The organism is Paraburkholderia sp. CNPSo 3076, from assembly GCF_026343935.1.
GTDB classification, from domain to species: Bacteria; Pseudomonadota; Gammaproteobacteria; order Burkholderiales; family Burkholderiaceae; genus Paraburkholderia; species Paraburkholderia nodosa.
This window is the reverse complement of the sequence record NZ_JAPMAL010000003.1, coordinates 397,561-423,134: the sequence shown is the minus strand read 5'-3', so window position 1 is coordinate 423,134 and position 25,574 is coordinate 397,561. Positions and strand designations below refer to the sequence as shown.

Annotated in this window: 25 protein-coding genes and 2 pseudogenes; 18 read left to right on the top strand and 9 right to left on the bottom strand. The window is 65.0% G+C overall.

The window, feature by feature from the left end; translation table 11 throughout:
* Positions 1–12: 12 nt before the first annotated feature.
* Together M3A49_RS05780 and M3A49_RS05775 are read right to left on the bottom strand one after the other, a co-directional pair.
* On the bottom strand, positions 13–2,382 hold the full coding sequence (locus tag M3A49_RS05780) for a HAMP domain-containing protein (protein WP_266227816.1): 2,370 nt from the start codon (positions 2,380–2,382) through the stop codon (positions 13–15).
* 202 nt (positions 2,383–2,584) lie between these two features.
* Positions 2,585–3,136, bottom strand: a complete 552-nt coding sequence (locus tag M3A49_RS05775; RefSeq protein ID WP_266227815.1) for a GNAT family N-acetyltransferase — start codon at positions 3,134–3,136, stop codon at positions 2,585–2,587.
* A gap of 137 nt (positions 3,137–3,273) precedes the next feature.
* Between M3A49_RS05775 and M3A49_RS05770 the strand changes: the two genes are divergently transcribed.
* Positions 3,274–4,101, top strand: a complete 828-nt coding sequence (locus M3A49_RS05770) for a helix-turn-helix transcriptional regulator (RefSeq protein WP_266227814.1) — start codon at positions 3,274–3,276, stop codon at positions 4,099–4,101.
* 16 nt (positions 4,102–4,117) lie between these two features.
* On the opposite strand, the gene M3A49_RS05765 is transcribed toward M3A49_RS05770, so the two are convergent.
* Positions 4,118–4,705 (bottom strand): LysE family translocator, encoded by a 588-nt coding sequence (locus M3A49_RS05765; protein WP_266227813.1) that lies wholly within the window; start codon positions 4,703–4,705, stop codon positions 4,118–4,120.
* Positions 4,706–4,865: 160 nt separating this feature from the next.
* On the opposite strand from M3A49_RS05765, the gene cobF reads away from it, so the two are divergent.
* On the top strand, positions 4,866–5,639 hold the full coding sequence (cobF, locus tag M3A49_RS05760; RefSeq protein WP_266227812.1) for a precorrin-6A synthase (deacetylating): 774 nt from the start codon (positions 4,866–4,868) through the stop codon (positions 5,637–5,639).
* A gap of 58 nt (positions 5,640–5,697) precedes the next feature.
* On the opposite strand, the gene M3A49_RS05755 is transcribed toward cobF, so the two are convergent.
* Positions 5,698–6,408 carry a PepSY-associated TM helix domain-containing protein gene (locus M3A49_RS05755; protein WP_266227810.1) on the bottom strand — a complete coding sequence of 237 codons (711 nt, stop codon included), beginning with the start codon at positions 6,406–6,408 and terminating at the stop codon, positions 5,698–5,700.
* Positions 6,409–6,540: 132 nt separating this feature from the next.
* Positions 6,541–6,664 (bottom strand): annotated as a pseudogene (locus M3A49_RS05750) (PKHD-type hydroxylase); the annotation flags it as partial.
* A 191-nt stretch (positions 6,665–6,855) separates the two neighbouring features.
* On the opposite strand from M3A49_RS05750, the pseudogene M3A49_RS05745 reads away from it, so the two are divergent.
* Positions 6,856–7,029: pseudogene (locus M3A49_RS05745) on the top strand (gallate dioxygenase); the annotation flags it as partial.
* A 38-nt stretch (positions 7,030–7,067) separates the two neighbouring features.
* Here M3A49_RS05745 and M3A49_RS05740 read toward each other — a convergent pair.
* Entirely contained in the window at positions 7,068–7,967 is a 900-nt protein-coding gene (locus M3A49_RS05740) for a transporter substrate-binding domain-containing protein (RefSeq protein ID WP_416338921.1), read from the bottom strand.
* Positions 7,968–8,616: 649 nt separating this feature from the next.
* Between M3A49_RS05740 and M3A49_RS05735 the strand changes: the two genes are divergently transcribed.
* The 5 genes from M3A49_RS05735 (at position 8,617) to M3A49_RS05715 (ending at position 15,279) form a co-directional block, all read left to right on the top strand.
* A complete protein-coding gene (locus tag M3A49_RS05735) occupies positions 8,617–10,266 on the top strand; it encodes a PAS domain-containing methyl-accepting chemotaxis protein (RefSeq protein WP_266227809.1) in 1,650 nt (549 codons plus the stop codon).
* Between the two features lie 454 nt (positions 10,267–10,720).
* Positions 10,721–10,966 (top strand): hypothetical protein, encoded by a 246-nt coding sequence (locus tag M3A49_RS05730; RefSeq protein WP_028207914.1) that lies wholly within the window; start codon positions 10,721–10,723, stop codon positions 10,964–10,966.
* 267 nt (positions 10,967–11,233) lie between these two features.
* A complete protein-coding gene (locus M3A49_RS05725; RefSeq protein ID WP_266227808.1) occupies positions 11,234–12,223 on the top strand; it encodes a DedA family protein/thiosulfate sulfurtransferase GlpE in 990 nt (329 codons plus the stop codon).
* Positions 12,224–12,269: 46 nt separating this feature from the next.
* Positions 12,270–14,018 carry an FAD-dependent oxidoreductase gene (locus M3A49_RS05720; RefSeq protein WP_266227806.1) on the top strand — a complete coding sequence of 583 codons (1,749 nt, stop codon included), beginning with the start codon at positions 12,270–12,272 and terminating at the stop codon, positions 14,016–14,018.
* Complete coding sequence (locus M3A49_RS05715; protein WP_266227805.1) at positions 14,011–15,279, top strand: winged helix-turn-helix domain-containing protein; 1,269 nt, start codon at positions 14,011–14,013, stop codon at positions 15,277–15,279. The genes M3A49_RS05720 and M3A49_RS05715 overlap by 8 nt, the downstream gene beginning before the upstream one ends.
* A 47-nt stretch (positions 15,280–15,326) precedes the next feature.
* Here M3A49_RS05715 and M3A49_RS05710 read toward each other — a convergent pair whose 3' ends face one another.
* A complete protein-coding gene (locus M3A49_RS05710) occupies positions 15,327–15,602 on the bottom strand; it encodes a hypothetical protein (protein WP_028207911.1) in 276 nt (91 codons plus the stop codon).
* A 628-nt stretch (positions 15,603–16,230) separates the two neighbouring features.
* Here M3A49_RS05710 and M3A49_RS05705 point away from each other — a divergent pair.
* Positions 16,231–16,542 (top strand): thioredoxin family protein, encoded by a 312-nt coding sequence (locus M3A49_RS05705; RefSeq protein WP_028207910.1) that lies wholly within the window; start codon positions 16,231–16,233, stop codon positions 16,540–16,542.
* Positions 16,543–16,641: 99 nt separating this feature from the next.
* Here M3A49_RS05705 and hpaR read toward each other — a convergent pair whose 3' ends face one another.
* Positions 16,642–17,040: a homoprotocatechuate degradation operon regulator HpaR gene (gene hpaR / locus M3A49_RS05700; protein WP_028207909.1), complete on the bottom strand. Its 399-nt coding sequence runs from the start codon at positions 17,038–17,040 to the stop codon at positions 16,642–16,644.
* Between the two features lie 193 nt (positions 17,041–17,233).
* Here hpaR and M3A49_RS05695 point away from each other — a divergent pair, with 193 nt between their 5' ends.
* The 7 genes from M3A49_RS05695 to hpaI are packed head-to-tail and all read left to right on the top strand — an operon-like array spanning position 17,234 to position 23,139.
* Complete coding sequence (locus M3A49_RS05695; protein ID WP_266227846.1) at positions 17,234–18,004, top strand: fumarylacetoacetate hydrolase family protein; 771 nt, start codon at positions 17,234–17,236, stop codon at positions 18,002–18,004.
* Positions 18,001–18,756: a fumarylacetoacetate hydrolase family protein gene (locus M3A49_RS05690; protein WP_266227804.1), complete on the top strand. Its 756-nt coding sequence runs from the start codon at positions 18,001–18,003 to the stop codon at positions 18,754–18,756. The genes M3A49_RS05695 and M3A49_RS05690 overlap by 4 nt, the downstream gene beginning before the upstream one ends.
* Positions 18,757–18,790: 34 nt before the next feature.
* Complete coding sequence (gene hpaE / locus M3A49_RS05685) at positions 18,791–20,248, top strand: 5-carboxymethyl-2-hydroxymuconate semialdehyde dehydrogenase (RefSeq protein WP_266227803.1); 1,458 nt, start codon at positions 18,791–18,793, stop codon at positions 20,246–20,248.
* Positions 20,248–21,111: a 3,4-dihydroxyphenylacetate 2,3-dioxygenase gene (hpaD, locus tag M3A49_RS05680; protein WP_266227802.1), complete on the top strand. Its 864-nt coding sequence runs from the start codon at positions 20,248–20,250 to the stop codon at positions 21,109–21,111. Before hpaE ends, hpaD begins: the two co-directional genes overlap by 1 nt.
* Before the next feature lie 15 nt (positions 21,112–21,126).
* The gene (locus tag M3A49_RS05675; RefSeq protein WP_266227801.1) at positions 21,127–21,537 is read left to right on the top strand and encodes a 5-carboxymethyl-2-hydroxymuconate Delta-isomerase; all 411 of its coding nucleotides are present in this window, start codon (positions 21,127–21,129) and stop codon (positions 21,535–21,537) included.
* Positions 21,537–22,340, top strand: a complete 804-nt coding sequence (gene hpaH / locus M3A49_RS05670) for a 2-oxo-hept-4-ene-1,7-dioate hydratase (protein WP_266227843.1) — start codon at positions 21,537–21,539, stop codon at positions 22,338–22,340. Before M3A49_RS05675 ends, hpaH begins: the two co-directional genes overlap by 1 nt.
* A 16-nt stretch (positions 22,341–22,356) precedes the next feature.
* Positions 22,357–23,139, top strand: coding sequence for a 4-hydroxy-2-oxoheptanedioate aldolase (gene hpaI / locus M3A49_RS05665; protein WP_266227799.1), 783 nt, complete (start codon positions 22,357–22,359; stop codon positions 23,137–23,139).
* Positions 23,140–23,183: 44 nt separating this feature from the next.
* Here the strand turns inward: hpaI and M3A49_RS05660 are convergent, their stop codons facing one another.
* Positions 23,184–23,717, bottom strand: coding sequence for a MarR family winged helix-turn-helix transcriptional regulator (locus tag M3A49_RS05660; protein ID WP_266227798.1), 534 nt, complete (start codon positions 23,715–23,717; stop codon positions 23,184–23,186).
* Between the two features lie 77 nt (positions 23,718–23,794).
* On the opposite strand from M3A49_RS05660, the gene M3A49_RS05655 reads away from it, so the two are divergent.
* Together M3A49_RS05655 and M3A49_RS05650 are read left to right on the top strand one after the other, a co-directional pair.
* The gene (locus tag M3A49_RS05655; protein ID WP_266227797.1) at positions 23,795–24,565 is read left to right on the top strand and encodes a class II aldolase/adducin family protein; all 771 of its coding nucleotides are present in this window, start codon (positions 23,795–23,797) and stop codon (positions 24,563–24,565) included.
* A 4-nt stretch (positions 24,566–24,569) separates the two neighbouring features.
* Positions 24,570–25,571, top strand: coding sequence for a 2-dehydropantoate 2-reductase (locus tag M3A49_RS05650; protein WP_266227795.1), 1,002 nt, complete (start codon positions 24,570–24,572; stop codon positions 25,569–25,571).
* Positions 25,572–25,574: the final 3 nt, after the last annotated feature.

Below are 25,574 nucleotides of genomic sequence, written 5' to 3'. Positions count from 1 at the left end.
CCCCGCGATGCGCTAGCCCGCCAGCGCTTCTTCTTGCTTTGCCTGCGTTGCATCCGCCACTTTTACGGCCCACTGCTGCGGCAAACGCACGACGGTCTGGAAATGCCGGTAATCGGCGCCCTGGCGGTCATCGGTGAAGCGCAGTTCGATTGCGCCGCCCTCGCGCTCGAGGAAATCACGTACCGCGTCCATGCCTACGCCGCGGCCCGAGACTTCGGTCACGCTCGCCGCGGTCGAAAAGCCGGGGCGGAAAATGAACGCCGCGATCACGTCGTCGCTCACCGCTTCATCCGCTTGTAGCCAGCCGCGCTCCACCGCAATGCCGCGGATGCGCGCGAGCGCGAGGCCGCGGCCGTCGTCGGCGAGCGTCAGTTGCAACGCACCGTTGTGCACGTTCACGTCGATGTCGATATGACCCGACTCGTCCTTGCCGATTGCGCGGCGTTGCGCCGGCATTTCGATGCCGTGGTCGAGCGAGTTGCGCAGCAGGTGCATGAACACGTTCTTCACCGTGCCGGCAGCCTCGCTGCGCAGGCGATAGCCGTTGTCCGCGATCCGCACCACCGGTTCGACCTTGTCGAGTTCCTGGGCGAGCGAGGGCAGCGAACCGGTCACGCCCGCGAGCGCATCGGCCACGCGCTCGGTGCCGATGGCGCGCAGCGTAGCGCGCAGTTCGACGCGCATCGCGCGCAGTGCGGGCAGGTCGTTGTCGTCGGTGCGATCGACGATGCGCAGCGTCTCTTCGATCGCTTCGCGCGTGACCGTGAGGCTCGCTGCGCCGTTCTGCGCGCCAGCCGCACGCGGGCCGCGCCCGAGGCTCACTTCGTTGATGCTCGAATAGTGCTCGAGCGCCGTCTTCACACGTTCCAGATCGTCGATGAGCGCCTGCTGGTCCCACGTGTGGCTCGTGTCTTCGCGGCGCAATGCGTCGTAGCGCTGCTCGACTTCGTGCACCACGCCCGTGAGATGCTGCAGGCTGTACGTACGCGCATTGCCCTTGATCGTATGCATGTTGCGGAACAGCGCGGCAATCGCGCTCGTGTCCGCGCAGTCGTGCTGGCGAATGATGTGCTCGTTCTCGTGAATGAAGCCCGCCGAGCTTTCGACGAAATGCTGGAACTTCTCTTCGCTCACCGCGAGGATTTCGCCGATCATTTCGAGGCGACGCTTCTGCTCTCCCGCTTCAGCCGCGAGTTCGCGCAGCTCCGTCACGTCGCGCACGCACAGCATGAGGCGCACGACCACGTCGTTTTCGTCCGTGATCGCCGACCAGCTCAGGTCGAGCACCTTCGCGCGGCCATCGGGCAGCGTGCGCGTGATTTCATTCACGAGCAGATGTTGATTGAAGGCGAAGTTCACGTCGTCTTCGCCAAGGCACGCGTGCACGGCGGCGTCGATTTGCGCGAGGGTGTCGGCGTCGAGATCCGTGTGCGAGAACACGAGGTCCATGAGCGAACGGCCCGCAATCTCGTTCGTTTCGAAGATTGCCTCTAGATACGCCGAATATTCGTTGTGGATCGTCGCGCCTTCCACCACCGTGAGAATGCCCTGCTGCATGTTCTGCAGCATCGCCTGAATGTCGGCGGTTTTGCGCTTGAGCTGCGCGGAGCTGTGCTGGATCTTCTCGATCATGCCGTTGAACGCGACGATCGAATGACCGATTTCGTCCATGCGGGCCACGGGCACGCGGCGCGTGAAGTCCTGGCTCGACGCGATCTCGCTCATCATGGCCTGCATGCGCGAGAGCGGCCGCGTGATCTGGCGGTAGAGCAGCGCGCCGATGAGCGTGAGCAACAGCACCGCGCCGCCCGTCACGCCAGCAATGGCGCTCGTCGTGGTGTCGAGCGTGCCGTTGAGGGTGCGGATTGCGTCGTCCTTCTGGCGGTTCTTTTCCACGCGCATCGTCATGACGATGCCTTCGAGCTCGTCGCGGTACTGCGCGACGTTCGCGAAGAGATAGGCCTGCGCGAGTTCGTTCTTGCCGCTCGCCTTCATCTTCGCGGTGTCGTCGATCGCGGAGAAGTAGTTCGCGAGGCTTTCCTGCGCCTGCGAAACCAGGCCTTCCTGCGCGTGGCTGGCTGCCGCCTTGCGCTGCACGTCGAGCGCGGCGCGCAACGCGGCTTCCTTGTCCTTGAGTTCGTTTTGCGCGAGCGACGCGACCGTGGCGTCGGGTGCGTAGACGAGCGTCATGGTCGCGAGCTGCACGTCTTTCACGAGCGACACGAGGTCGGATGAAGCGAGCGCGCTCGGCACGACGCCCTGGGTAACCTGGCGGACGTCGGTGGCGCTGCGGCGGGCCTGCCAGGCCGCGTAGCCGCCGATGGCGGACAGCGCGACGAACATCAGGACGATAAGTAGCGTGATGCGGTGACGAATGGTCATGTCGAAATCCCCGGGCCTTCGTCACGCCGGCCGCGCTATGGTTGCGCGGCTCGGGACACGTTGGCCAATTTATTCGCGGTGGATTATCGACGCTCAGGTATGACGAAATGATGACCATGCACAATTCGCCCGAGCGCACTGTGCGTTACACCACACTTGACGTTCGCGGTCCGTTGCGCACTGACCGGCGACGGCGTGCCGCTCAGTCGGGCACGGCGGGGTCGTCGAGAAAGCGCACCATGAGTTCGTCGTCGGCGTACTCGCCGTCGATGCACAGGCCGCGGGGCTCGACCCCGTAGCGCACGAAGCCGCACGAGCGGTAGAGCGCCTGGGCGCGGGGGTTCAGCACGCTCACCACCAGTTGCACCTGGAGCAAGCCTAGCGCGCGGGCGTGAGCGATGGCACCCTCCATCAATTGCCTTGCAATGCCGGCGCCTCGCCATGCAGGATCGACAAAGACGCCCCAAATGAGCCCCTTATGTGCGAGCTTGCGGCGCGGCTCGCGCATGAGGCCGGTGATGCCGACGAGCGTGTCGCCCACGAATGCGCCGAATACGACCTGGTTCCCGGTGGCGCGCACCCGGGCGCGGCTTTCTTCGGGCGTGCGTTTCGATTCCTCTTCATAGGTCGGGACGATACCGGCGGGATAATTTTCGGTCGCGTACAAACGCATGGCGTGAAACGCCTCCGCGTCCTGCTCGGTCAACGGGCGAATCGTTGCATTCGTCGCATTCGTTGGCTTCGTTTCGTTCATGTGCAGTGCCTGGCAATGGAAAGGGAATAAGCCGCGCGATTCGAACAAGCCTATCACGTCCCCCCTGCCTGCTCGCGTTGCGCTAATATGGACCACCTGTGTCGCTTCATGCGCGCAGCATCACTCCGAGGTCTCCCATGCCGCAAGCCACGACGTCCGACGCACAACCCTACTTCTGGCGTGACGCACAGCTGCCGTTCATCGAAGTCCGCGCAATCGCCGACGGCCGCAAAGTACGCTACGGCCGTCACGCACACAGCACGTTCTCGATCGGCGCGGTCACGGGCGGGCGCAGCACCTACCTGAACGGGAGCACGCTCTCGCATATCAGCGCGGGCGCGGTGGTGGTCATCAATCCGGAAGTCGTGCATGCATGCAACCCGGCCACGGACGAGCCCTGGGCCTACCGCATGTTCTATCTCGACACGGCGTGGCTCGCGAATCTGCAACACGACTTGGGCTTCGGAGCCCACGAAGGCTTTCGCCCGTTCGAACAGACCTTGAGCTGGGAGCGTGATTTGTTCGACGGGCTCAACGCGCTTTACGCGTTGCTCGTCGATACGAATGAGTCGGCACTGCGCAAGGAATGCGCCGTCGTCGCTTATTTCTCCAGGCTCCAGCAGTCACTGAATCCTGCGCCGGTCAGCGCACGCGAACCGAACGAGCGCCTCGAGCGTGCAGCCGAATTCATCGACGGCAACTACACGCGCACGCTCAAGCTCGAAGAGATCTGCGCCGCCGCCGATCTTTCGCCCTCGTACCTGATCCGGGCGTTTCGCAAGCAATACGGCATGACGCCGCACGCTTATGTCGTGAACCGCCGGATCGAGTTCAGCCGCGCGCAACTGCGTCGCGGGCACGCCATTGCAGATGTCGCGGCGCAGGCGGGTTTCGCCGATCAAGCGCATCTGCAGCGCGCGTTCCGCCAGTTCGTTGCCGCGACGCCTGGCCAATATCGCGGCTAACGTCGCCGCCGTGCGCTCAGGCAAGCACGAGCCAGACCGCACTGCCCGCCAGCAACAACGCCATGGCGCGGTTTACGAAACGCACGCGCGACGGCTCGCGCAAGGCCTGGCGCAGCGACGCGCCCGCCCATGCCCAGCACGCGATCGACACGTAGCACACCACAAAATAGATCGCGGCGAACTGCCAGACGAGCGCACTCTCGCCGGAGGCCGCATATAAGCCCATACCCGCGATCGAGGCGAGCCACGCCTTGGGATTGAGCCATTGCATCGTGGCGCCCACCATCAGCGAGGGCCCGCGCGCCGCGCTCGGAGAGTCGATGCGGCCATCGTCAGTGGCGAGCCGGTACGCGACGTACAGCAGGAAGACCACGCCTGCCCATTCGAGCGCGCGCGTGAGGAACGGCAGGCGCGCCAGCAGTTCCTGCATGCCGAGACCGATCAGCAGCAGCAACAACGTGAAGCCCACGGTCGCGCCGGCGACGTGGCGCAGGCTCGCGCGCAGCCCGTAGCGCGCGCCCGCGCTCAGCGCGACGATATTGACGGGTCCAGGGGTGACGGAAGTGGCCAGCGCGAAGGCGGCCATCGACAAGGCAGTGCTCACGGTTTTCCTCGCTACGCGCGTGGGCGATCAACAAGCGTCGAGGGTAGACGCGCGCGCCGCCCGCGTATTGAAGAAAATTGCCCTGCCCGCGAGCGCGGCACCGCGCCGAACTCGCGCTATCATTGCGCCGCACCGACGACGCACATTCCGGAACTGCAACGTGAAAAAGATCCTCATCATCGGCATCGGCGCGGGCGATCCGAAGTACCTGACCGTGCAGGCAATCGAGGCGCTCAACGCCGCCGACGTGTTCTTCGTGATGGACAAGGGCGCGGCCAAGGACAAGCTCGTCGCGCTGCGCAAGGAAATCTGCGCTCGCTTCATCAAGGACCACGACTATCGCATCGTGGAAGCCACGAGCCCCGAGCGGCGCCGCGACGAAGGCCTCGATTACAAGGCCGCCGTGGACGAGCTCAACCGCGACAAGCAGCACGTATTCGAGCGCCTGATCGAAGAGGAATTGACCGATGGCCAATGCGGCGCGTTTCTCGTCTGGGGCGACCCGTCGCTCTACGACAGCACGATCCGCATTCTCGATTCGATCCTGGCCAATGGTCGGCTCGCGTTCGACTTCGAGGTGATTCCCGGCATTAGCAGCGTGCAGGCGCTCGCGGCGAAGCATCGCGTGCCGCTCAACTTCATCGGCAAGCCGGTGAGCATCACGACGGGAAGGCGGCTGGCGGAGGGCGGTTTTCCGCAGGACGTGGACAGCGCGGTGGTCATGCTCGACGCGCAGAACGCGTACGCGCAGCTCACGGGCGAAGAACTCGATATCTACTGGGGCGCCTATGTCGGCACCCCTGACGAGATCCTGATGGCGGGCCGGCTGGAAGACGTGAAAGACGAGATCGTCCGCGTTCGCGCTCAGGCGCGCGAAGCGAACGGATGGATCATGGACACGTATTTGCTGCGCAAGCGCGGCGTGAAAGACTGAAATAGAACGGGCGCGAGCCTCGGCGTTCTCGCCCGTTGCCGGGTTCACACGTCGACGCTTACGCCAGCCCCACGCATACCGCGACGATAATCGAGCCGAACAGCAGCACGGCGCCCACCGTCTTGCGCTTGTTCAGCTCCGTCCACAGCAGCACGCCCGTGAGCGAAAGCAGAATGAGCGCGCCGGCAAAGCCGTCGATAAACAGCACCCAGCCGACGCTCATGCCCGTACCTTTGTGCAGGTTCGTGATCGTCGAGACGAGCGAATTGTCGTTGCGCTTGAGCGTGAGCTTGTCATTGCCCACCCAGTACTCGACCATCACGCTCTCGCCGGGCGACGTGAACATCATCTGCCAATGCTCGGGCTGCACGACCTGGCGATCGCCCCAGGCCACGTTGTGCTTGGGCTCCTTCTGCACGCGGCCCGTGCGCGCGGGCAGCTTCAGATCCGGTTGCGCGCGCAGCCATTTCACCATCTCGCGCGGCGTTTCGGGCGCGGGGTCGGGCACGGCAATCTGCACCGTCGAGACTTGCGGCGCGCCCGGCGAAATGCGCAGCGGCTCGGCGCGATGGTTGAGCACGAACCCCGTTGCGCCGAACAGCAGGCCAAGCGCCGCACCCCACAGGCCCACCCAGCCGTGGACCTTGCGCAGCCACTTGATGAAGGTCGCGCGGCGCGAGCGCTTCGCGCGTTCGTCGCGCTGTTCGGCGTAGAGACGCGTGCGCGGCGTTACCGGCGCGTCGATCTCGGCGGTATCGGAAAAGCTCATGTTTCACTCCAGAGTCGCAACGTACAGCAGGAAGGCCACTCCCGCCCATTCGAGCGCGCGCGTGAGAAACGGCAGGCGCGCCAGCAGTTCCTGCATGCCGAGACCGACCAACAGCAGCAGCAATGTGAAGCCGAGTTCGCCACCGTCGTATTCGTCGGGCGACGAGAGAAAAAGCGTGCAGGAAACGTCGGTGCGCAGTTACCACGCCGTTGGGCAGCACACGCACTGCGCCATCCACGGGACTGCCGGACGTCATGCCGCCTTCGTAGCGGTTTAAGAACAGCGCATAGACCTGGTTGGGGTTGGGCAGGGGTCCACAGTAATGAGAATCGATATCATTCCATATTTTGTATTTTCTTTCAAATGGAATTGGCTTTTAGCGACACCGCCGGCGACATCAAGGTAAATGTGTTTTTTTGCGAATGACGATCGAATTGGCACGCCGATGCCGACCCGGAGCGCTCGTTTGACGAGGCCGGGCTGACCGAAGAGGAGAAGGATTTCGTGCGCCGCCGCGACTGGCGCGGACTGATTCACTACGGCGTGGTTTTCTTTATGCTGGAAAAGCCTGGCGCAGTCGTCGGGACTTCGAACCTTCACATCTACGCGGCCATGCGAGGCGGCCGCCCGGTTGCGGCCGCCGCATTGAATACCTGCGATCAGTCGAGCGCCCGATCGTTCGGATGCGCAAACAGCGCCCGATTTTCGTTGGACAGCGGATAGTTCAGGTTCATCCCCTTGGGCGGAACGGGCTGCGTAAACCACTTCGTGTACAGCCGCTGGGCTTCACCCGAAGTCTGCAGGCTAGCGATCACGCCATCGGCGAGTTTCTTGAAGACGGGATCGTCCTTGCGCACCATGCAGCCATAAACTTCCGAGAGCGGCGGCGTACCGGTGATCACGTAGTCCTGCTGGTCCGCTTCCTTGGCCCGCGCCCCGTACAACAGCGGCTCGTCCATCACGAACGCGACCGCGCGCCCCGTCTTCACGTTGAGAAACGACTCCGCGTGGTCTTTGGCGGCGATGAGCTGCATGCCCATCTTCTTGTCGTTGTTCATCTCGCGCAGCAGCCGGTCCTCCGACGTGCCCGCCGTGGTCACGACCGTCTTGCCTGCGAGATCGGGGAAATCCTTGATGCCGGAATCCTTTTTCGCAATCAGGCGCACGCCGTACTGAAAGAAGCTGTTCGTGAACGCGACCTGGTTGTCGCGCTCCTTTGTGTGCGTGGTCGAACCACATTCGATATCGATCGTGCCGTTCTGGACCAGCGTAATGCGGTTCTGCGAAGTGATCGGAATTTCCTTGACCGTGAGCTTGTCGAGCTTCAGCTCCTTTTTCACCTCGTCGACGATCTTCAGCGCGATGTCCTGCGCATAGCCGATCGTGTGTTGCTCGCTGTCGTAGTAGGAAAACGGCACTGACGATTCCCGCACGCCCAGGGAAATCACGCCTGTATCGCGGATTTTTTTGAGGGTAGCGCTCGTGGCGTCTTGCGCCTGGACCGGCGCGAGATACGTGCATCCCATGACGACGGCTGCGAGCGTTGCAACTTTTTTCATTTAGTCTCCTCCGGATGGTCCGTCGGCGCTTCGTGCGCCGCACCCGAGTATTCATGCCTTGCAGCGAGACAGCAATTGAAATCGGTTACGTCGACATAACTCAAGGTTAAGTCGCTAGTGAAGGCGCGCCGTTCGACGCGCTGCCGTCGAAGCCGGATTCGGTGGCAACACGAACCGTTCCGCGCGCCATGACTTGTCCACACATTTTGTTGGCAGCCCTGTGTGTAACCCTTGGAAGACCGCATCAAGTCGTTGATGCGTTTCGGTTAACCCACAGCGTTCCCAATCGCGGCAACACCGTCTCGCAGCGCCTCGAAACGCCCCGTCTTTTCCACAGATTTTGTTGGCAGCCCTGTGCACAACTTCTGGACAGAGACCCTAAGTCCCTGATCGCAAACGCCAATGCGCCGCGCGACAGAGAAGTTGCACGTTTTGGAGGCACTGGACTTGTCCACAGTTAACGGGGAAAAGTCTGTGCATATACCCCCCAACATCCGCGCCAATCCATTGATAGCACAACGGATTTTCTCGCTGCGCGCGAATCGGCCCATACGCGCCTCACGCGTGCAAATCCCTAAAGTTTGTAAGGGAAATGCCGTTATGCCTCGCTGTGTTGTTGGGTCTCAAGCGGCCCCATCGAAGGAATCTCATGCGCAACAATCAACCGGTCACGCAACAGGAATTCGACTATCCCGCTTCGCAGATGCTCGTCTCGGCTACCGACCTCAAGGGCCGCATTCAGTACTGCAATCCTGCGTTCGTCGCGGTGTCAGCCTTTACGAAAGAAGAGCTGATCGGCAAGGCACATAACATCATTCGTCATCCCGACATGCCGGCCGAAGCGTTCGCCGACTTGTGGGAAACCGTTCGCGAAGGCCGTCCCTGGACCGCGATCGTCAAGAACCGCCGCAAGTCCGGCGATCACTATTGGGTGCGCGCGAACGTAACGCCCGTCTCCGAGCAAGGCACGGTGGTCGGCTATCTGAGCGTGCGCGTGAAGCCCACGCGCGAGGAAGTCCGCACGGCCGATGCCTTCTACGCGCAAATGCGCGACGGCCGTCTGCAAGGCGTGCGGCTGCGCCACGGGTCCGTTGTGCGCACGGGCCTGGTGGGCGCGCTGCAGGCGCTCCTGCGCGTGCCTATCGCCACGCGTATCGCCTTCGGTTATGGCGCCGTGCCCGCCGTGTTCACCGCGGCCGGCTTCGCCGCCTGGCAGGGCCTGCCGCCGCTGCCGTTCTGGGGCGCATTCGGCGCGGCCTGCGTGTGTGCGCTCGGCGCCTGGCGTCTCACCACGCGCCACCTCGGCGCGCCGCTCGCGCAGATGACCACGGCCTCCACGCGCATGGCCGCGGGCGACCTCACGGCCACGCTCGCGGTCGCCACGAACGACGATCTCGGCGACGTGCTCCAGGCGCTCAACCAGTTGCAGGCCAATCTCACGGCGATCGTGTTCGACGTGCGCTCGCAGATCGACGGCATGCTCGACGCCGCGCACGAAATCTCGAGCGGCAATCTCGATCTCTCGCGCCGCACCGAAATGCAGGCCGCATCGCTCGAAGAAACCGCCGCCACGATGGATCAACTCACGACCACCGTGCAGGCCAACGCCGAAGCCAGCGCCCGTGCACTCGATCTCGCGCGCGACGCGCAGTCGGTCGCCGCCGAGGGCGGCTCGATCGCCGCGCAAATGGAGCGCACGATGACGGGCATCACCGACGCGTCGCGCCGTATCAGCGACATCACCGGCGTGATCGACGGCATCGCGTTCCAGACCAACATCCTCGCGCTCAACGCCGCTGTCGAAGCCGCGCGCGCGGGCGAGGCCGGCCGCTCGTTCGCTGTGGTGGCGGGCGAGGTGCGCATGCTCGCGCAGCGCTGCGCGGCGTCGGCCAGGGAGATCAAGCAGGTCGTGGACGCCAGCGTCAACGAGATCGCCGAAGGCACGCGCCTCGTGGGCAACACGACTGCGCAGATGCGCTCGATCGACGAAGCCGTGAGCCGCGTCTCTTCGATCATCACCGAGGTCGCGAACGCAAGCGGCGAGCAGGCCGAAGGTATCCGCCAGGTCAATCAGGCCGTCGCGCACCTGGACAGCGCCACGCAGCAGAACGCTGCGCTCGTCGAGCAGGCCGCCGCCACGGCGCAGCGGCTCGCCGAGCAGGCCGACGTGCTCGACGAGGCCGTGCGTCTCTTCACCGTGGCGGGCGCGGAGGCGGCAACGCGCTCGAAGCCCGCTCACACCCCGGCGCGCCGCCAGAGCGTCAATCTTGCCGAAGCGGCCGAGGACATCGCGGCATAACGACCGGCTCGCACGCCTCGCCGCCAGCGCAGTCGAACCGCCGCGTCTATTGGTCTGAGAGATCGGCGTTAGTCCCATCTCGACAGTGCGGCGCGCGGGCGGCACCATCAAAACCGTCAGCAAGCCGGACCACGGTTTGCTGATCCGAGTAACAACGGCGTTTCAACGGCTCGTCCGGCCTGCCCGGGTGGGCCGTTTTTTCTGGCGCGCACGCCTGGCGCCTGGCATTGCTTTGCTTCGCAACCATGACAGCGGTGCAACGCGCAACGCATTTCGCATGGCCCGTTGCAGGGCGCGCAAAAACGGGCGTTGCGGCGGCGAGTCGCGTTACACTGGCTGGCCAGGGTCGCGGCACAGCGATCTCGCTGTGTGTGTCTGCGCTCACTTGCATAAACACGCCGCGCAGCCGACCCCGTACAATGGCTCGACCATCCAACGCACGAGGACAACATCAATGCGCACGACCGGGTCTTCCGGAAACATGACCCTGCTCACCGAGCATGACGACGCGACCGGACGCGAACTGCGTTCACTGCGCCTCGAATCGGCGGCCGACGGCAAAAGCCTCTTGCTGGTCGAAGTCGACGAGCGCAAGCCGGGCATCCATCGCGAAGTGCGTTACGAAATTACGCCGGCCGAGCTGATCGCGGCAATTCGCGCACAAGGCGCCGAGTTGCCCGGGGAATCACACACGCGTTAAGCGCACGGAAACTGGCGCCACGAACGCGGCACGCGCAGTCTCGTGTGCGCCGCGTTCTGTCGCTTTCCACTCAACGCGCGCATCTCGCGAACACTTCGCGTTTCACTCTTTTCAGTCCGGCGCTTTTTTCATATGCCTCCCCCACTCGGCAGGCATTCTCACGCGCGTGCAGGGGTCGCTTGCACGCCTTCGAAATGCGTTCATAATCTTTACGTTACCCTCCTATCTTTCCCGTTCCTCGCCTCAAGGCGCAACGGAAGTAAGCCGATGCTACATGACCTCATCGCGCAATACGGGCCTGCGCTGGTGTTCATCAATGTGCTTGCCGGATCGCTTGGGCTGCCCGTGCCCGCGATGCCCGCGCTCGTGTTGTTCGGCGCAATGGCGGCCATGCATCCCGGTTCGATCGGCCAGCAGGTCGCGCCGGTGCTCGGGCTCGCCATCTTCGCCATGCTGATCGGCGACAGCGTGTGGTTCATGGCCGGGCGCCTCTACGGCGGCAACACGCTCAAGACGCTCTGCAAGCTCTCGCTCTCGCGCGACACCTGCGTGAAAAAGACCGAGCGCTTTTTCGGCCGCTGGGGCGTGCGCGTACTCGCCGTCGCCAAGTTCGTGCCGGGGCTGTCGCTCGTTTCCGTGCCGATGGCCGGCGCGATGGGCGTGCCCTACCGCCAGTTCGTCGGCTTCGACGGCATTGGCGCGGCGCTGTGGTCCGGCACCGGCCTGCTCATCGGCGTGATGTTCGCGCCGCAGATCGACATGCTCATGAGCGGCGCGAGCCGCCTTGGCCGCTTCGCCCTCGTCGTGGTGGTCGTGCTGCTGGTGCTCTACGCGACCTACCGCTGGCAGCGCCGCCGCCAGCTCATCAAAAAGCTCGCGAACGCGCGCATTACGGTGGAAGACCTTTACCGCGCGATGGGCGCGAAGCCGCCGCCGGTCGTGTTCGACATTCGTTCAGAAGAAAAGCGCAAGCTCGATCCGTACATCATCCCGGGTGCGTTGTTCGCCGACGAGCGCAAGCTCGACGAGATCGTCGGCAAGTTTCCGAACGACCAGAAGCTCGTGATCTACTGCTCGTGCCCCAATGAAATTTCCGCGGCCTGGATGGCGAAGAAACTCGCCGAGGCCGGCTTTACCGATGTGGTGCCGCTGCTTGGCGGTCTCGATGCGTGGCGCGATGCCGGCCGCACGCTCGAGTCGCTCCAGGTGCTCGCCCACGCCGACGTCCCGGTCAACATCACGCCTAAAGCTGTCTGATCCGGGCGGCCCGCTCCCGAGCCGCCCGCACGAGGAGAACCGCCAGATGGGCACGATCACCGAAGCCGAGGTTCCGGAATCCGCGGAGCTTCCTTCCGCGAGCCGCCACTCCGACACGCAGCCGCAACCCGCCGAAGCGCCGTTCTCGACGCTCTCCACGCGGCGCCACCAGATGTTCCCCGAGCTCAACGACGACGAAATCGCGCGCCTTGCGCGCTTCGGCGAAGAGCGCCACTGGTCGGCAGGGCAGTTGCTCTTTCGCACGGGCGAAACCGGCCCCGGCATGTTCGTGCTGCTCTCCGGTTCGGTGAAAGTGTCCCAGCGCGACGGGCTGGGCCGCGAGCGGCTCATCGTCGAGCATGGGCGCGGGCATTTTCTCGCCGAAGTGGGCCAGCTTTCGGGGGGCCCGGCGCTCGTGGACGGCACAGCGCTCGAACCCGTCGACGCGATCCTGATTCCGCCCGAGCAGCTGCGCGCGGCCATCGTCGCCGAAGCCGAACTCGGCGAGCGCATCGTGCGTGCGCTGATCCTGCGCCGCGTCTCGCTGATCGAAAAGGGCGCGGGCGGCCCGATTCTCGTGGGCAAGCACGACGATCCCACGCTCGTTTCGCTGCAAGGCTTCCTCTCGCGCAACGGCCATCCGTATTCCGTGCTCGACGAGCGCGACGAAGGCATGCTTTGCGGCGTGATCGAGCGTTTCGCTGCGCGCTGCGAAGACCTGCCGCTCGTGATCTGCCCCGACGGGTCGGTGCTGCGCCATCCCAGTGCCCCCGAACTGGCCACGTGCCTCGGCATCCTGCCCGAGCTGGACGGCGAGCGCGTCTACGACGTCGCCGTGGTGGGCGCGGGCCCGGCCGGTCTCGCCACGGCGGTCTATGCCGCTTCCGAAGGCCTTTCGGTGATCGTGCTCGACTCGCGCGCGCCCGGCGGCCAGGCGGGCGCCAGCTCGCGCATCGAAAACTATCTGGGCTTTCCCACGGGCATATCCGGCCAGGCGCTCGCGGGCCGCGCGTTCGTGCAGGCACAGAAGTTCGGCGCGCACGTGGCCATTCCGGTCTCGGTGCGCAAGCTGATCTGCGATGAAGAACCGCGCCGGCTCGAAACCTGCAGCGGCGACGTGCGCGCGCATACGGTCGTGATCGCGAGCGGCGCCGTGTACCGCAAGCCCGCGATCGAGGGTATCGATCGCTATACGGGGCGCGGGATTTACTACTGGGCCTCGCCGGTCGAGGCGAAGCTTTGCAAGCACGAGAACATCGTGCTCGTGGGCGGCGGCAATTCGGCGGGCCAGGCGATCGTCTATCTCTCCACGCACGCGCGCCAGATCGACGTGCTGATCCGCAAGGCCGGTTTCGAATCGACGATGTCGCGTTATCTGATCGACCGTATCGCCTCGCTCTCGAACGTACGTGTGCATGGGCACAGCGAGATCGGCGGCCTGGACGAAGACAACAGCGGCCTCGCTGCGGTGCGTCTGAAGATGCCGTGCCCGGAGGGCGTCGACCATTTCGATTCGCGCCACCTGTTCCTCTTCACGGGTGCGGACCCGAACACTGGCTGGCTGCGAGCGTGCGGCGTGAAGCTCGACCCACACGGCTTCGTGCTGACCGGCGACAACGAGTCGTGCAGCCTCGCGACTTCGGTGGAAGGCGTCTACGCGATCGGCGACGCGCGCGCGGGCTCGACCAAGCGTGTGGCCGCGGCGGTGGGCGAAGGTGCGGCCGTGGTCGCGCAGATCCATCAACGGCTCGCGACGCTGCGGCCGGTGACGGTGGTTGCGGGCGTCCATGCGTGAGCGAGCTGTGGAGGTTGCAGAAGCGCCCACGGTTTCCGAAGCCGGTTCCTCGCTAGTTCTGCCGCTCGCGGCGGCCCGCACGCTGCATCTCGCGGCGCAAGGGCTGCTCGCGCCGCCGCGCCGCAAGGCGACCCGGGACGACGTGCTCGACGCGATCCGCCGCATGGCGCAGTTGCAGATCGACACGATCCACGTGGTCGCGCGCAGTCCCTATTTCGTGCTGTTCAGCCGCGTTGGCGCGTTCGAGCCGGCCTGGCTCGACGCGCACCTTGCGCAAGGACGCCTGTTCGAATACTGGGCGCATGAGGCCTGCTTCCTGCCCATCGAAGACTACGGGCTGCTGCGCCATCGCATGCTCGATCCTTCCGGCATGGGCTGGAAATACGCGGCCGAGTGGCACGACCAATACCGTAACGAGATCGACGCGCTGCTCGAGCGCATTCGCGCCGAGGGCGCCGTTCGTTCCGCCGACTTCGCGCGCGCCGAGGGCGCCAAAGGCAGCGGCTGGTGGGACTGGAAGCCGGAGAAGCGGCATCTGGAAGTGCTGTTCGCAACCGGCGCGCTGATGGTGGCCGAGCGCCACAACTTCCAGCGTGTGTATGACGTCGCCGAGCGCGTGCTGCCGCACTGGAACGACGCGCGCGACCTGCCGCCACGCGCCGAAGCGGAACGCGAACTGCTCCTGCGCTCCTGCCGCGCGCTCGGCGTGATCCGCGCGGACTGGGCCGCCGACTACTTCCGCCTGCCGCGCCGCCCGTATGCCGACGCCCTGCACGCACTCGCCGACGCGGGCGAGTTGCTGCCCGTGCGCGTGGAGGGCTGGAAGCACGACGCGTTCGTGCATCGCGAGCACGCGGCGCTCATCGACGAAGCGGCGAGCGGCAAGCTCGCCTCCACGGTCACGACCCTGCTCTCGCCCTTCGATCCAGTGGTGTGGGACCGCAAGCGAGCACTCGCGCTATTCGATTTCGATTACGCCATGGAATGCTATGTGCCGGCTGCGAAGCGCAAATTCGGTTACTTCGTACTGCCGATCTTGAATCGCGGGCGGCTGGTCGGGCGCATCGACGCAAAGGCGCATCGGGCGCAGCAGGTGTTCGAGGTGAAGTCGCTGCATCTGGAGCCCGGCGTGCGCGCGAGCGGCCGTCTGGTGGCCGACTTGCGCCGGGCGCTGCAGCGTTGCGCGGATTGGCACGGTACGCCGGAGCTACGCATTGGCACAGCGCCGGACGGCCTCGCGGCCGCCCTGCTGGCTGCGTGAGCGTGCGGCTGCCGACCCGGCAGAGCCGCCGCACGCGTTGAGAACGACTAGTGCTCCAGCTTGGCGCGCAGCTCGCGCGCGGCTTCGAGCAACCCTTCGTAGCCCGAACGCGCGTGTTGCGGCAGGTCGGGGTCACCCACCAACGCGCCCAGCGTTTCGACGAGGCTGAAGACGAGGCCCTTCGCCGCGCCCGCCGCGATCTTGCCGGATTTCACACCTTCGTCGACGTGACTGAAGGCGGCGTTCAGACTCTCCAGATCCGGTTGCGATGAACCGGCACCAGGCTTTTGAGCGTCCTGCTTTTGCTTGTCGTCGCTCGTCATGATGAACTCGATCTCCCTTGGTGAGCAGTAGTCAAAAGAATCCCGCACTTTTTAATGTTATATACCCATCGGGTGCGGGCGTCCATTCGAGGCCAGGCAGCGCGAGGGGCAACGCAAAGTGCACTCCCGAATCTTCTCACCTTTGCCGCCCACGCGCCGCGGCCGCGAGCGCGAAGGCTTGTCGCTTCGTCGTGCCCGGCGAATAAAAAACGCCTTGAAATCAGGGCTAATGTGGGTTTCGCACGATGGCTTGGCAGGTGCCTCGCCTCGCTTCGCGTGATCGCCGATGGCGCTCTCCAGCCTCTCCCGTAAGCGCTCACCTTTGTGCTTCGAAGCGTGGATTCACGCCGCTTCGAGTGCGCCTGCCGATCGGCTCGCGCTCACCGCAGCACGCGCTGGGTTTGCGTTTCGCCCTTGTTTTCAAGGTACTTTTGCTCGTGACGGCACGACCCACGCGCTCGCGCCATTGCGTTCACGGTGCGTCAACACGTGCCAACCGGCTCACTCCCGAAAAGCCTCACCTCTCGCGCGAACGTCCATGCGGGCGCTCAATGCGAAGCCTGAACGATGCCGCGCAATGCGGTATCGTACGTGGATATCTGCAGATGCCAATACGAGGAATCACACGATGAACTACGCAACGCACGCGCCCGCCCGCAAGGAAATCGACTCGCTCAGCGGGGCCGCCGTCGTCGAATTCGGCACCGACTGGTGCGGCTATTGCCAGGGTGCGCAACCGCTGATCGGCGCGGCGTTCGAGCGCAATCCGCAGGTGCGTCGCCTGAAAGTGGAAGATGGACCGGGCCGCGCGCTAGGCCGCTCGTTTCGCGTGAAACTCTGGCCCACGCTCATTTTCCTGCGCGACGGCGTGGAGGTCGCGCGCGTGGTGCGTCCGCAAAATGCCGCCGAACTCGACGAGGCGTTCGCTGCGCTCGCGTAGTCCCGTCACGCCCTCCTACGCGGTCCGAACGATCCGCGCGGGCCACTCCCGAAAAGCCTCACCTTTGCCCGAAAGCGCGCCCGAAAGCGCGCGCCACGCTCACGCCTCCAGGCCGGCCAGCAGATCGTCGATCGCGCGATACACCCGCTCGACCACCTCCGGCCCCACCTCCGCTTCCAGCGCCTTGTAGCGCGCCTCCAGTTCCTTCGAAATCGCTTTCACGAGCTGATGGCTCTTCTTCGTGAGCGAGACGAGCACGCGCCGCTGGTCGTCGGCGAAACGCTCCTTCGTGACGAGGCCGAGCGCTTCCATGCGCGCGAGCACACCCGCCATGCTCGGGCTGGATATCGTGCACAGGTCGGAAATCTGCCGCGGCTCGAGCGGTCCGCTTTCGTTGAGCGCGCGTATCACGCGCCACTGCTGCTCGGTGAGGCCGTGCGACGTGATGAGCGGGCGAAAGCGTTCCATCATCTTTTCGCGTGCGCGCAACAGCAGCATGGGCAGGTTGCGGTGCGCAACGCGAGTGGTCGGACGCGAAGTATCGGACATGGCGGTTTCAGCTAAACGAGGAATTCGACGATCTGGGGGCCCCTGGGGGAAACCCGAAAAATTCTCATGGACGATTGACGACGGATGATAGCAAGCGCACTATCACTCACATATTAGTGTTTCCGTGAAGCCTATCCAAGCCATGTTTTCCGTTGCCGATCATCTGCTGCACGTCGAAGGCGAGGCCTTGCCGCGCGACGTGAGCGCCGCTGCCATGCGCGGGCTGCTCGCCACCGGCACGCGTTGCCGGGCGCCGGTGAGCGGCGCTGTCTACGGCACGCTGCTCAACGACCGCCCCGCGCTCGAAGCGCTGGGTAAAGCCGTGAACGCACCTCCTTATAAGGCGCCGCCGCGCGCGCCCATCCTCTACCTGAAGCCGCGCAACACGCTCGCGGGGCACCGCGCGCGCGTGGTCGTGCCCGGCAGCGAAGGCGTCCAGGTGGGCGCATCGCTCGGCGTCGTGATTGGACGAACCGCCGCGCGCGTCGCCGCACCTGAAGCATTCGATTACATCGCGGGGTATACGCTCGTGGCCGATCTGAGCGTGCCGCACGCGAGCGTCTATCGCCCTTCGGTGCGGTTTCGCGCGCGCGACAACTTCTGCGTAATCGGCCCCGCCGTGGTCGCGCGCCGCCATGTGGCCGATCCCGATGAGCTGGCCATTGCGGTGAACGTCGAAGGCGGCGCGGCCTTCCATGCAACAACGGCCACTTGCGTTCGCGGCGTCGCCCAGTTGCTCGCCGATGTCACCGACTTCATGACGCTCGCCCCTGGCGACGTCATCACGCTCGGCGTGCCGCATGGCGCACCCGTGGTTCAGGCCGGTGCGCGTGCAGCCATCTCCGTTGGAGACTGGGCGCCGCTCGAAATCGAATTCGTCGCGGCAGGCGTGGCGCAGGGAGCCCAGGCATGATGCGCGGACGCGTTGCCTATGCAGGCGCCATACACGAAGCCACACCCGAAGGAAACCGCGTGCGGCTCGCCGACGGGCGCGTGCGCGCAGAGCACGAAGTCGTCTGGCTCGCGCCTTTCGAGCCCGGCACGATCTTCGCCCTTGGGCTCAATTACGCCGAGCACGCCAAAGAGTTGCAATTCTCGAAGCAGGAGGAGCCGCTCGTGTTCCTCAAGGGGCCGGGCAGCGTGATCGGCCATCGCGGCACCACGCGCCGCCCCGCCGACGTCACGTTCATGCACTACGAGTGCGAGCTCGCCGTCGTGATCGGCCGCACCGCGCAGCACGTGAAATGCGAGGACGCCATGCAGTACGTGGCCGGCTACACGATCGCGAACGACTACGCGATCCGCGACTATCTGGAGAACTACTACCGCCCGAACCTGCGCGTGAAAAACCGCGACGGCGGCACCGTGCTGGGCCCCTGGTTCGTCAACGCCGCCGATGTCGCCGACGTCAATGCGCTCGGGCTGCGCACCTACGTGAACGGCGAACTCAGGCAGAACGGCAACACGCGCGATTTCGTCACCGGCATCGCGGAACTCATCGAGTATTTGAGCGGCTTCATGACGCTCGCCGCTGGCGACGTCATTCTGACCGGCACGCCCGAAGGCGTCGTCAACGTGAATGCGGGCGACGAAGTGGTGTGCGAGATCGACGGTCTGGGCCGTCTCGTCAACACCATCGCGAGCGACGCCGACTACGGGCGCTGATCCGCCAACGAATCGAACACGGACTACGTTAGACATGCGAATCGACCATCTGATCAACGGCCGCGCGCACCCCGGGCGCGACTACTTCGAAACCGTGAATCCTGCGAACCAGGACGTGCTCGCGGAAGTGGCGCGTGGCGACGCACAGGAAGTCGATCTCGCGGTGCGCGCCGCGAAAGACGCGTTCCCTGCATGGGCGGCCACGCCCGCCGCTGAGCGCGCCAAGGCGATTCGCAAGCTCGGCGAGCTGATCGCGAAGCACGTGCCCGAAATCGCGCAGACAGAAACGAAGGACACGGGCCAGACCATTTCGCAAACCGGCAAGCAACTCGTGCCGCGCGCCGCCGACAACTTCAGCTACTTCGCCGAAGTCTGTACCGCCGTGGACGGCCACACCTACCCCACGTCCACGCATCTGAACTACACGCTCTTTCATCCCGTCGGCGTGTGCGCGCTCATCTCGCCCTGGAACGTGCCGTTCATGACCGCCACGTGGAAGGTCGCACCCTGCCTCGCGTTCGGCAATACCGCGGTGCTGAAGATGAGCGAGCTATCGCCGCTCACGGCCTCGATGCTCGGCCAGTTCGCGCTCGACGCGGGCATTCCGGCGGGCGTGCTCAATATCGTGCATGGCTATGGCAAGGAAGCGGGCGAGCCGCTCGTTGCGCACCCCGATGTGCGCGCGGTTTCGTTCACGGGCTCGACGGCCACGGGCAACCGCATCGTACAGGCCGCGGGCCTCAAGAAGTTTTCGATGGAGCTGGGCGGCAAATCGCCGTTCGTGATCTTCGACGACGCCGATTTCGAGCGCGCGCTCGACGCCGCCGTGTTCATGATCTTCTCGAACAACGGCGAGCGCTGCACGGCCGGCTCGCGTATTCTCGTGCAACGTTCGATCTACGCGAAGTTCGCTGAGCGCTTCGTCGAGCGTGCGAAGCGCATTAGCGTGGGCGATCCGCTCGACGAGAAAACCATCGTCGGCCCGATGATCAGCCAGGGCCATCTCGCGAAGGTACGCAGCTATATCGAACTCGGGCCGAAGGAAGGCGCGACGCTCGCGTGCGGCGGCCTCGACGCGCCGGCGCTGCCCGACGCGGTGAAGAAGGGAAACTTCGTTCAGCCGACCGTGTTCGTCGATGTCGATAACCGCATGCGCATCGCCCAGGAAGAAATCTTCGGCCCGGTTGCGTGCCTGATTCCCTTCGAAGACGAAGCTCACGCGATCCGCCTTTCCAACGACATCGCCTATGGTCTGTCCAGCTACGTGTGGACCGAGAACACCGGCCGCGCGCTGCGCGTGGCCGCCGCCGTCGAAGCGGGCATGTGCTTCGTGAACAGCCAGAACGTGCGCGACCTGCGCCAGCCGTTCGGCGGCACGAAGGCGTCGGGCGTGGGCCGCGAAGGCGGCACATGGAGCTACGAAGTGTTCCTCGAGCCGAAGAACGTGTGTGTCTCGCTTGGCTCGCATCACATTCCGCACTGGGGCGTGTAATGGGCAAACTCGCGCTGGCAGCCAAGGTCACGCACGTGCCATCGCTGTACCTTTCGGAACTGGACGGCCCCCACAAGGGCTGCCGCCAGGCGGCCATCGACGGCCATCGCGAGATCGGCCGCCGCTGCCGCGAGCTGGGCGTCGATACGATCGTCGTGTTCGATGTGCACTGGCTCGTGAACAGCGATTATCACATCAACTGTGCGCCGCGCTTCGAAGGCGTCTACACGAGCAACGAACTGCCGCATTTCATCAAGAACATGCCGTATGCGTATCCCGGCAATCCGCAGCTCGGCCATCTGATTGCCGATGTCGCGAACGAAATGGGCGTCAAGACGCGCGCGCATAGCGAAACCACGCTCGACCTCGAATACGGCACGCTCGTCCCCATGCGCTATATGAACGGCGACGAACATTTCCGCACGGTTTCGGTGGCGGGCTGGTGCATGTGGCACGACCTCGCCACGAGCGCACGCTTTGGCCTCGCCGTGCGCCGCGCGATCGAACAGCGCTACGACGGCACGGTGGCAATACTCGCGAGCGGCTCGCTGAGCCACCACTTCGCCAACAACGGCACGGCCGAAGCCTTCATGCACAAGGTCTGGGACCCGTTTCTCGAAGCGACCGATCGCAACGTCGTGGCGATGTGGGAGCGCGGCGACTGGAAAACCTTCTGCGACATGCTGCCGATGTACAACGAAAAGTGCTGGGGCGAGGGCGGCATGCACGACACCGCCATGCTGCTCGGCGCGCTCGGGTGGGACCGCTACGAAGGCCACGCGGAAGTCGTCACGCCGTATTTCGGCAGCTCCGGCACCGGGCAGATCAACGCCATCTTGCCGGTCACGCCGCTGCCGGCTTGATCACGGGAGAACGCCATGCCCCATCTCACCCTCGAATACAGCGCGAATCTCGCCGATGCGAGCCGCATGGGCCGGCTCTGCGAAACGCTTGCTCACGTGCTCGATGCCCAACGCGATGAAAACGGCGCACGCGTCTATCCACGCGGCGGCATTCGCACGCGCGCGCTGCGCTGCGAACAGTACTTCGTTGCCGACGGCGATCCCGGGAACGCCTTCCTGCATGGCTGCCTGAAGATCGGCGCGGGCCGCTCCCTGGCCGTGCGCCGGGCAACGGGCGATGCGCTCTTCGATGCGATCAAGCAGCACTTCGCCCAAGCCTTCGCGTCGCACGGCCTCGCGCTCTCGCTCGAAATCGTCGAGTTCAGCGAGGAAGGTGCGTGGAAGCACAACAACCTGCACACCCGGCTCAAAAACGTGAGTTCATGATGCTAGATCAGCAAACCATCTGCGAGCTGGCTGCACGGCTCGACGAAGCGGAACGCACGCGCACGCAGCTGCGGCATTTTTCACGGTCGCATCCGGACATGACGATCGACGACGGCTACGCGATCCAGCGCGAGTGGGTCAAACTCAAGCTCGCCGCGGGCCACACGATCAAGGGCCGCAAGATTGGCCTTACGTCGCGCGCCATGCAGCGCGCTTCGCAGATCGACGAGCCCGACTACGCGCCGCTGCTCGACAGCATGTTCATCCCCGCAGGCAGCGAGATTCGCGCGGACCGCTTCATCGCGCCGCGCGTGGAGGTGGAACTGGCGTTCGTGCTGAACCGGCCGCTGCAAGGGCCCAACGTCACACTCTTCGACGTGCTCGACGCAACGGCCTACGTGACGCCGGCCATCGAGATCATCGACGCGCGCATCGAGCAGTTCGACCGCGAAACCAAAGCGCCGCGCAAGGTGTTCGACACGATTTCCGACTTCGCTGCCAACGCGGGCGTCGTGCTGGGTGGCCGCCCGGTCAAGCCGCTCGACGTGGACCTGCGCTGGGTCGGCGCGCTGCTCTACAGGAACGGCGCCGTGGAGGAAAGCGGGCTGGCCGCTGCGGTGCTCAACCATCCGGCAACCGGCGTTGCCTGGCTCGCCAACAAGATCGCGCGCCACGACGAGCGCCTCGGAGCCGGCGACGTGATTCTGAGCGGCTCGTTCACGGCCCCGGTTCCGGCGCGCGCGGGCGATACGTTCCATGCCGATTACGGCCCGCTGGGCGGCATCGGCTTCAATTTCATCTGATCAGGACGCCGTATCCATGGCCGTACCCGCCAACCCGTTCAAGCGCGCGCTCGCGCAAGGCCGCCCGCAAATCGGCCTCTGGGCCGCACTCGCCGACTCGTACGTGAGCGAACTGCTTGCGAACACGGGCTTCGACTGGCTGCTGATCGACGGCGAGCACGCGCCCAACGATCTGCGCAGCACGCTCGCACAACTGCAGGCCGTCGCGCCCTACCCCACGCACGCGATCGTGCGGCCCGTGCGCAACGACGCCGCCATCATCAAGCAACTGCTCGACATCGGCACGCAAACGCTGCTCGTGCCGATGATCGAGAACGCCGAAGAGGCACGCGCCGCCGTGGCCGCGACGCGCTATCCGCCGCACGGCGTGCGCGGCGTGGGCAGCGCGCTTGCGCGCGCCTCGCGCTGGAACGGCTCAGCCGACTATCTGCATCACGCAGCGGAAGCACTGTGCGTCCTGGTCCAGGTGGAAACGGCAAGCGCGCTCGCCCAGCTCGAAGCCATCGCGCAGGTGGAAGGCGTGGACGGCGTATTCTTCGGGCCGGCGGACCTAAGCGCTTCGATGGGCCTGCTGGGCCAACCGGGATCGCCACCGGTGCGCGAGGCGATCTGCACCGGTATTCGCACCGTGCGCGCCCAAGGCAAGGGCGCGGGCGTGCTCGCGGCCGATCCGGTCATTGCGAACGAATATCTGGAAGCCGGCGCGACGTTCGTCGCCGTGGGCAGCGACGTGTCGTTGCTCGCACGCGGCGCGAGCGAACTGGCCGCGAAATTCCGCCGGCCTGCGGCGCGCGGCTAACGCACGCTCATCCCGCGTTCACCCCATCACGCGCGGGGCGCGCTTCATTCGCCCTCTTCCCCGCTTTCCACGAGCTTGGCCAGCACGGTCGCCAGCACGTCGCGCTCGTGCTCGCTGAGCGCGGCAAGAATCGCGTCGTTCGTCGCCTTCGAGATCGTCGCGGCGCGCCGGCAGGTGCTGCGCCCCTGCGCCGTGAGCGCGACGAGCACGCCGCGCGCGTCCGCCTCGTTCGAGGTCTTGGCGAGCAGCCCCTTGCGTTCGAGCACGTCGGTGGCGCGGCTCGCCTGGCTGCGGTCGAGATTCGACACGCGCCCGAGATCCGACACCGACAACGATCCGAACGCGCCCACGCTGAGCAGCAGCCGCGCCTCCGTGAGCGACAGGGAAAGCGCCGCCTCGAACGCTTCGCTCATCGTGCGATCGGTCTGCTTCTTGAGCACATGGAGCCGGTAGGTGAACAGCTCTGCGATGTTGTACTTCCCCGTCATCGATCTTCCCGCCTGGTTTTCACCGGCCGCGAAATGCGGCCACGCCATCAGGATAGCATCGATGAAAGCCCCATCCTGAAGGCATTTCATGGAAAATTTGATGCTTGCACACGCATTTATTTGCGCGTAGGATCGACGTGATCAGAGCCCGCCATGAGGAGACTTTCATGAATGAAAACATCCAGCGCACGCGTCCCGAATGGTGCGACCCCACGGAATGGGCGGCACGGGTGCAGCTTGCCGCCGTGTATCGCGTGTTTCATCTCGTGGGCTGGACCGAACTGATCTTCAATCACATTACGCTGCGCGTGCCCGGGCCGCACAAACATTTCCTCATCAACCCGTTCGGGCTCACGTATGACGAAATCAAGGCCTCGAATCTCGTCAAGATCGATCTCGAAGGCCGTGTCCTGAGTCCGAGCGAGTATCCGATCAACCCGGCCGGCTTCGTGATTCACAGCGCGATTCATGCAACCGTGGAAGACGCGCATTGCGTAATGCACACGCATACCACGGCAGGGCTCGCGGTGGCGTGTATGGACGGCGGCCTTGCGTATACAAACTTCTATTCGGCGCAGCTGCACGACATGGTCGCGTATCACGATTTCGAAGGCATCACCGTGCACGCCGAAGAAAAATCGCGCATTCTGAAGTCGATGGGCGACAAGCGGCTGCTCATCCTGCGCAATCACGGGCTGCTCTCGCACGGTGTAACCCTCGCGCACGCTTTCGCGCTGCTGTGGACGCTCAATCGCGCATGTGAGGTGCAGGTCGTGACCGATTCGATGCGCGGCCAGACGCTGCCGATCTCGCCCGCCATTACCGAACGCGCGACGCGCGACGCTTTGCAGTTCTCGCCCGAACATGGCGCGGGCCAGAACGTGCTCGACGCGCTGGTCCGTCGTGTCACGCGCATCGACCCTTCCTATCAGGAGTGAGAGTTTGAACACCCCGAATCAAAAGTTCACCGTCGTCGGTGGCGGTGCGATCGGCGGCCTGATCGCGGCGCGTCTTGCCCGCGCGGGCATCGCCGTGAATCTGCTCGCACGTGGCGCGCATCTGGAAGCGATTCGCCGCGACGGTCTGACGATCGTCGAAGGCGCCACGCGCTACACGCAACCCGTCAACGCCACCCACGACGCCGCAACGCTTGGCGCGCAAGACGTCGTCTTCATTTGCCTGAAGGGTCAGTCGCTCGCACATTCGGCAGCTTCGCTCGCGCCGCTCGTGGGCGCGCACACGCATATCGTCTCGGCGATGAACGGCGTACCCTGGTGGTTCCTCCACGGATTCGGCGGCACGCACGAGAACGGCCGGCTCGAAGCGGTCGATCCGGGCGGTGTCGTCTCGAAGGCGCTGCCGCCCGCGCAGGCTTCGGGCTGCGTCGTGCATCTATCGTCGTCGATTGCGGGGCCGGGCGTGATCCGCAAGGGCGGCGGCAATCATCTGATCGTCGGCGAAGGATCGGCGCCCATGGCCGCGCGTGCGCAGGAAGCGCGCGATCTGCTTGCGAGGGCTGGCTTCGAGGTCACGAAAGCCGCGCCGATTCAGGCCGATATCTGGGCGAAGCTCTGGGGCAATATGACGATGAACCCCATCAGTGCGCTCACGCGCTCGACCGCCGACGTGATTCTCGACGACCCGCTCACGGCGCAGCTCGTGAGCGCGGTCATGGCCGAGGCGCGTGCGATTGGCGAAGCGCTCGGCATTCGCCTCGCGATGACCATCGAGGAGCGCAACGCGATCACGCGCAAGCTAGGCGCGTTCAAGACCTCGATGCTGCAAGACGTAGAAGCGCAGCGCTCGCTCGAAGTCGAAGCCCTGCTAGGCGCGCCATATGAACTGGCGCAGCGCGTGGGCATCGCGGCGTCGTCGCTCGGCATGCTCTACGGTCTTGCGCGCCAGCTCGACGCGAATCTCGAAGCGGCGCGCCAGAAACGCTAGCCA

What these genes read in the sequence shown, in the direction of transcription:
- hpaR (WP_028207909.1), bottom strand. Translation starts at nt 17,040, where the DNA reads ATGCTGCTGTTGCGCGCACGCGAAAAGATGATGGAACGCTTTCGCCCG.
- M3A49_RS05775 (WP_266227815.1), bottom strand. Translation starts at nt 3,136, where the DNA reads ATGAACGAAACGAAGCCAACGAATGCGACGAATGCAACGATTCGCCCG.
- M3A49_RS05740 (WP_416338921.1), bottom strand. Translation starts at nt 7,967, where the DNA reads ATGAAAAAAGTTGCAACGCTCGCAGCCGTCGTCATGGGATGCACGTAT.
- M3A49_RS05720 (WP_266227806.1), top strand. Translation starts at nt 12,270, where the DNA reads ATGGGCACGATCACCGAAGCCGAGGTTCCGGAATCCGCGGAGCTTCCT.
- M3A49_RS05755 (WP_266227810.1), bottom strand. Translation starts at nt 6,408, where the DNA reads ATGAGCTTTTCCGATACCGCCGAGATCGACGCGCCGGTAACGCCGCGC.
- hpaD (WP_266227802.1), top strand. Translation starts at nt 20,248, where the DNA reads ATGGGCAAACTCGCGCTGGCAGCCAAGGTCACGCACGTGCCATCGCTG.
- M3A49_RS05730 (WP_028207914.1), top strand. Translation starts at nt 10,721, where the DNA reads ATGCGCACGACCGGGTCTTCCGGAAACATGACCCTGCTCACCGAGCAT.
- M3A49_RS05735 (WP_266227809.1), top strand. Translation starts at nt 8,617, where the DNA reads ATGCGCAACAATCAACCGGTCACGCAACAGGAATTCGACTATCCCGCT.
- M3A49_RS05690 (WP_266227804.1), top strand. Translation starts at nt 18,001, where the DNA reads ATGATGCGCGGACGCGTTGCCTATGCAGGCGCCATACACGAAGCCACA.
- M3A49_RS05660 (WP_266227798.1), bottom strand. Translation starts at nt 23,717, where the DNA reads ATGAAATGCCTTCAGGATGGGGCTTTCATCGATGCTATCCTGATGGCG.
- M3A49_RS05710 (WP_028207911.1), bottom strand. Translation starts at nt 15,602, where the DNA reads ATGACGAGCGACGACAAGCAAAAGCAGGACGCTCAAAAGCCTGGTGCC.
- M3A49_RS05675 (WP_266227801.1), top strand. Translation starts at nt 21,127, where the DNA reads ATGCCCCATCTCACCCTCGAATACAGCGCGAATCTCGCCGATGCGAGC.
- M3A49_RS05695 (WP_266227846.1), top strand. Translation starts at nt 17,234, where the DNA reads ATGTTTTCCGTTGCCGATCATCTGCTGCACGTCGAAGGCGAGGCCTTG.
- M3A49_RS05770 (WP_266227814.1), top strand. Translation starts at nt 3,274, where the DNA reads ATGCCGCAAGCCACGACGTCCGACGCACAACCCTACTTCTGGCGTGAC.
- hpaH (WP_266227843.1), top strand. Translation starts at nt 21,537, where the DNA reads ATGCTAGATCAGCAAACCATCTGCGAGCTGGCTGCACGGCTCGACGAA.
- M3A49_RS05725 (WP_266227808.1), top strand. Translation starts at nt 11,234, where the DNA reads ATGCTACATGACCTCATCGCGCAATACGGGCCTGCGCTGGTGTTCATC.
- M3A49_RS05780 (WP_266227816.1), bottom strand. Translation starts at nt 2,382, where the DNA reads ATGACCATTCGTCACCGCATCACGCTACTTATCGTCCTGATGTTCGTC.
- hpaI (WP_266227799.1), top strand. Translation starts at nt 22,357, where the DNA reads ATGGCCGTACCCGCCAACCCGTTCAAGCGCGCGCTCGCGCAAGGCCGC.
- hpaE (WP_266227803.1), top strand. Translation starts at nt 18,791, where the DNA reads ATGCGAATCGACCATCTGATCAACGGCCGCGCGCACCCCGGGCGCGAC.
- M3A49_RS05715 (WP_266227805.1), top strand. Translation starts at nt 14,011, where the DNA reads ATGCGTGAGCGAGCTGTGGAGGTTGCAGAAGCGCCCACGGTTTCCGAA.
- M3A49_RS05705 (WP_028207910.1), top strand. Translation starts at nt 16,231, where the DNA reads ATGAACTACGCAACGCACGCGCCCGCCCGCAAGGAAATCGACTCGCTC.
- M3A49_RS05655 (WP_266227797.1), top strand. Translation starts at nt 23,795, where the DNA reads ATGAATGAAAACATCCAGCGCACGCGTCCCGAATGGTGCGACCCCACG.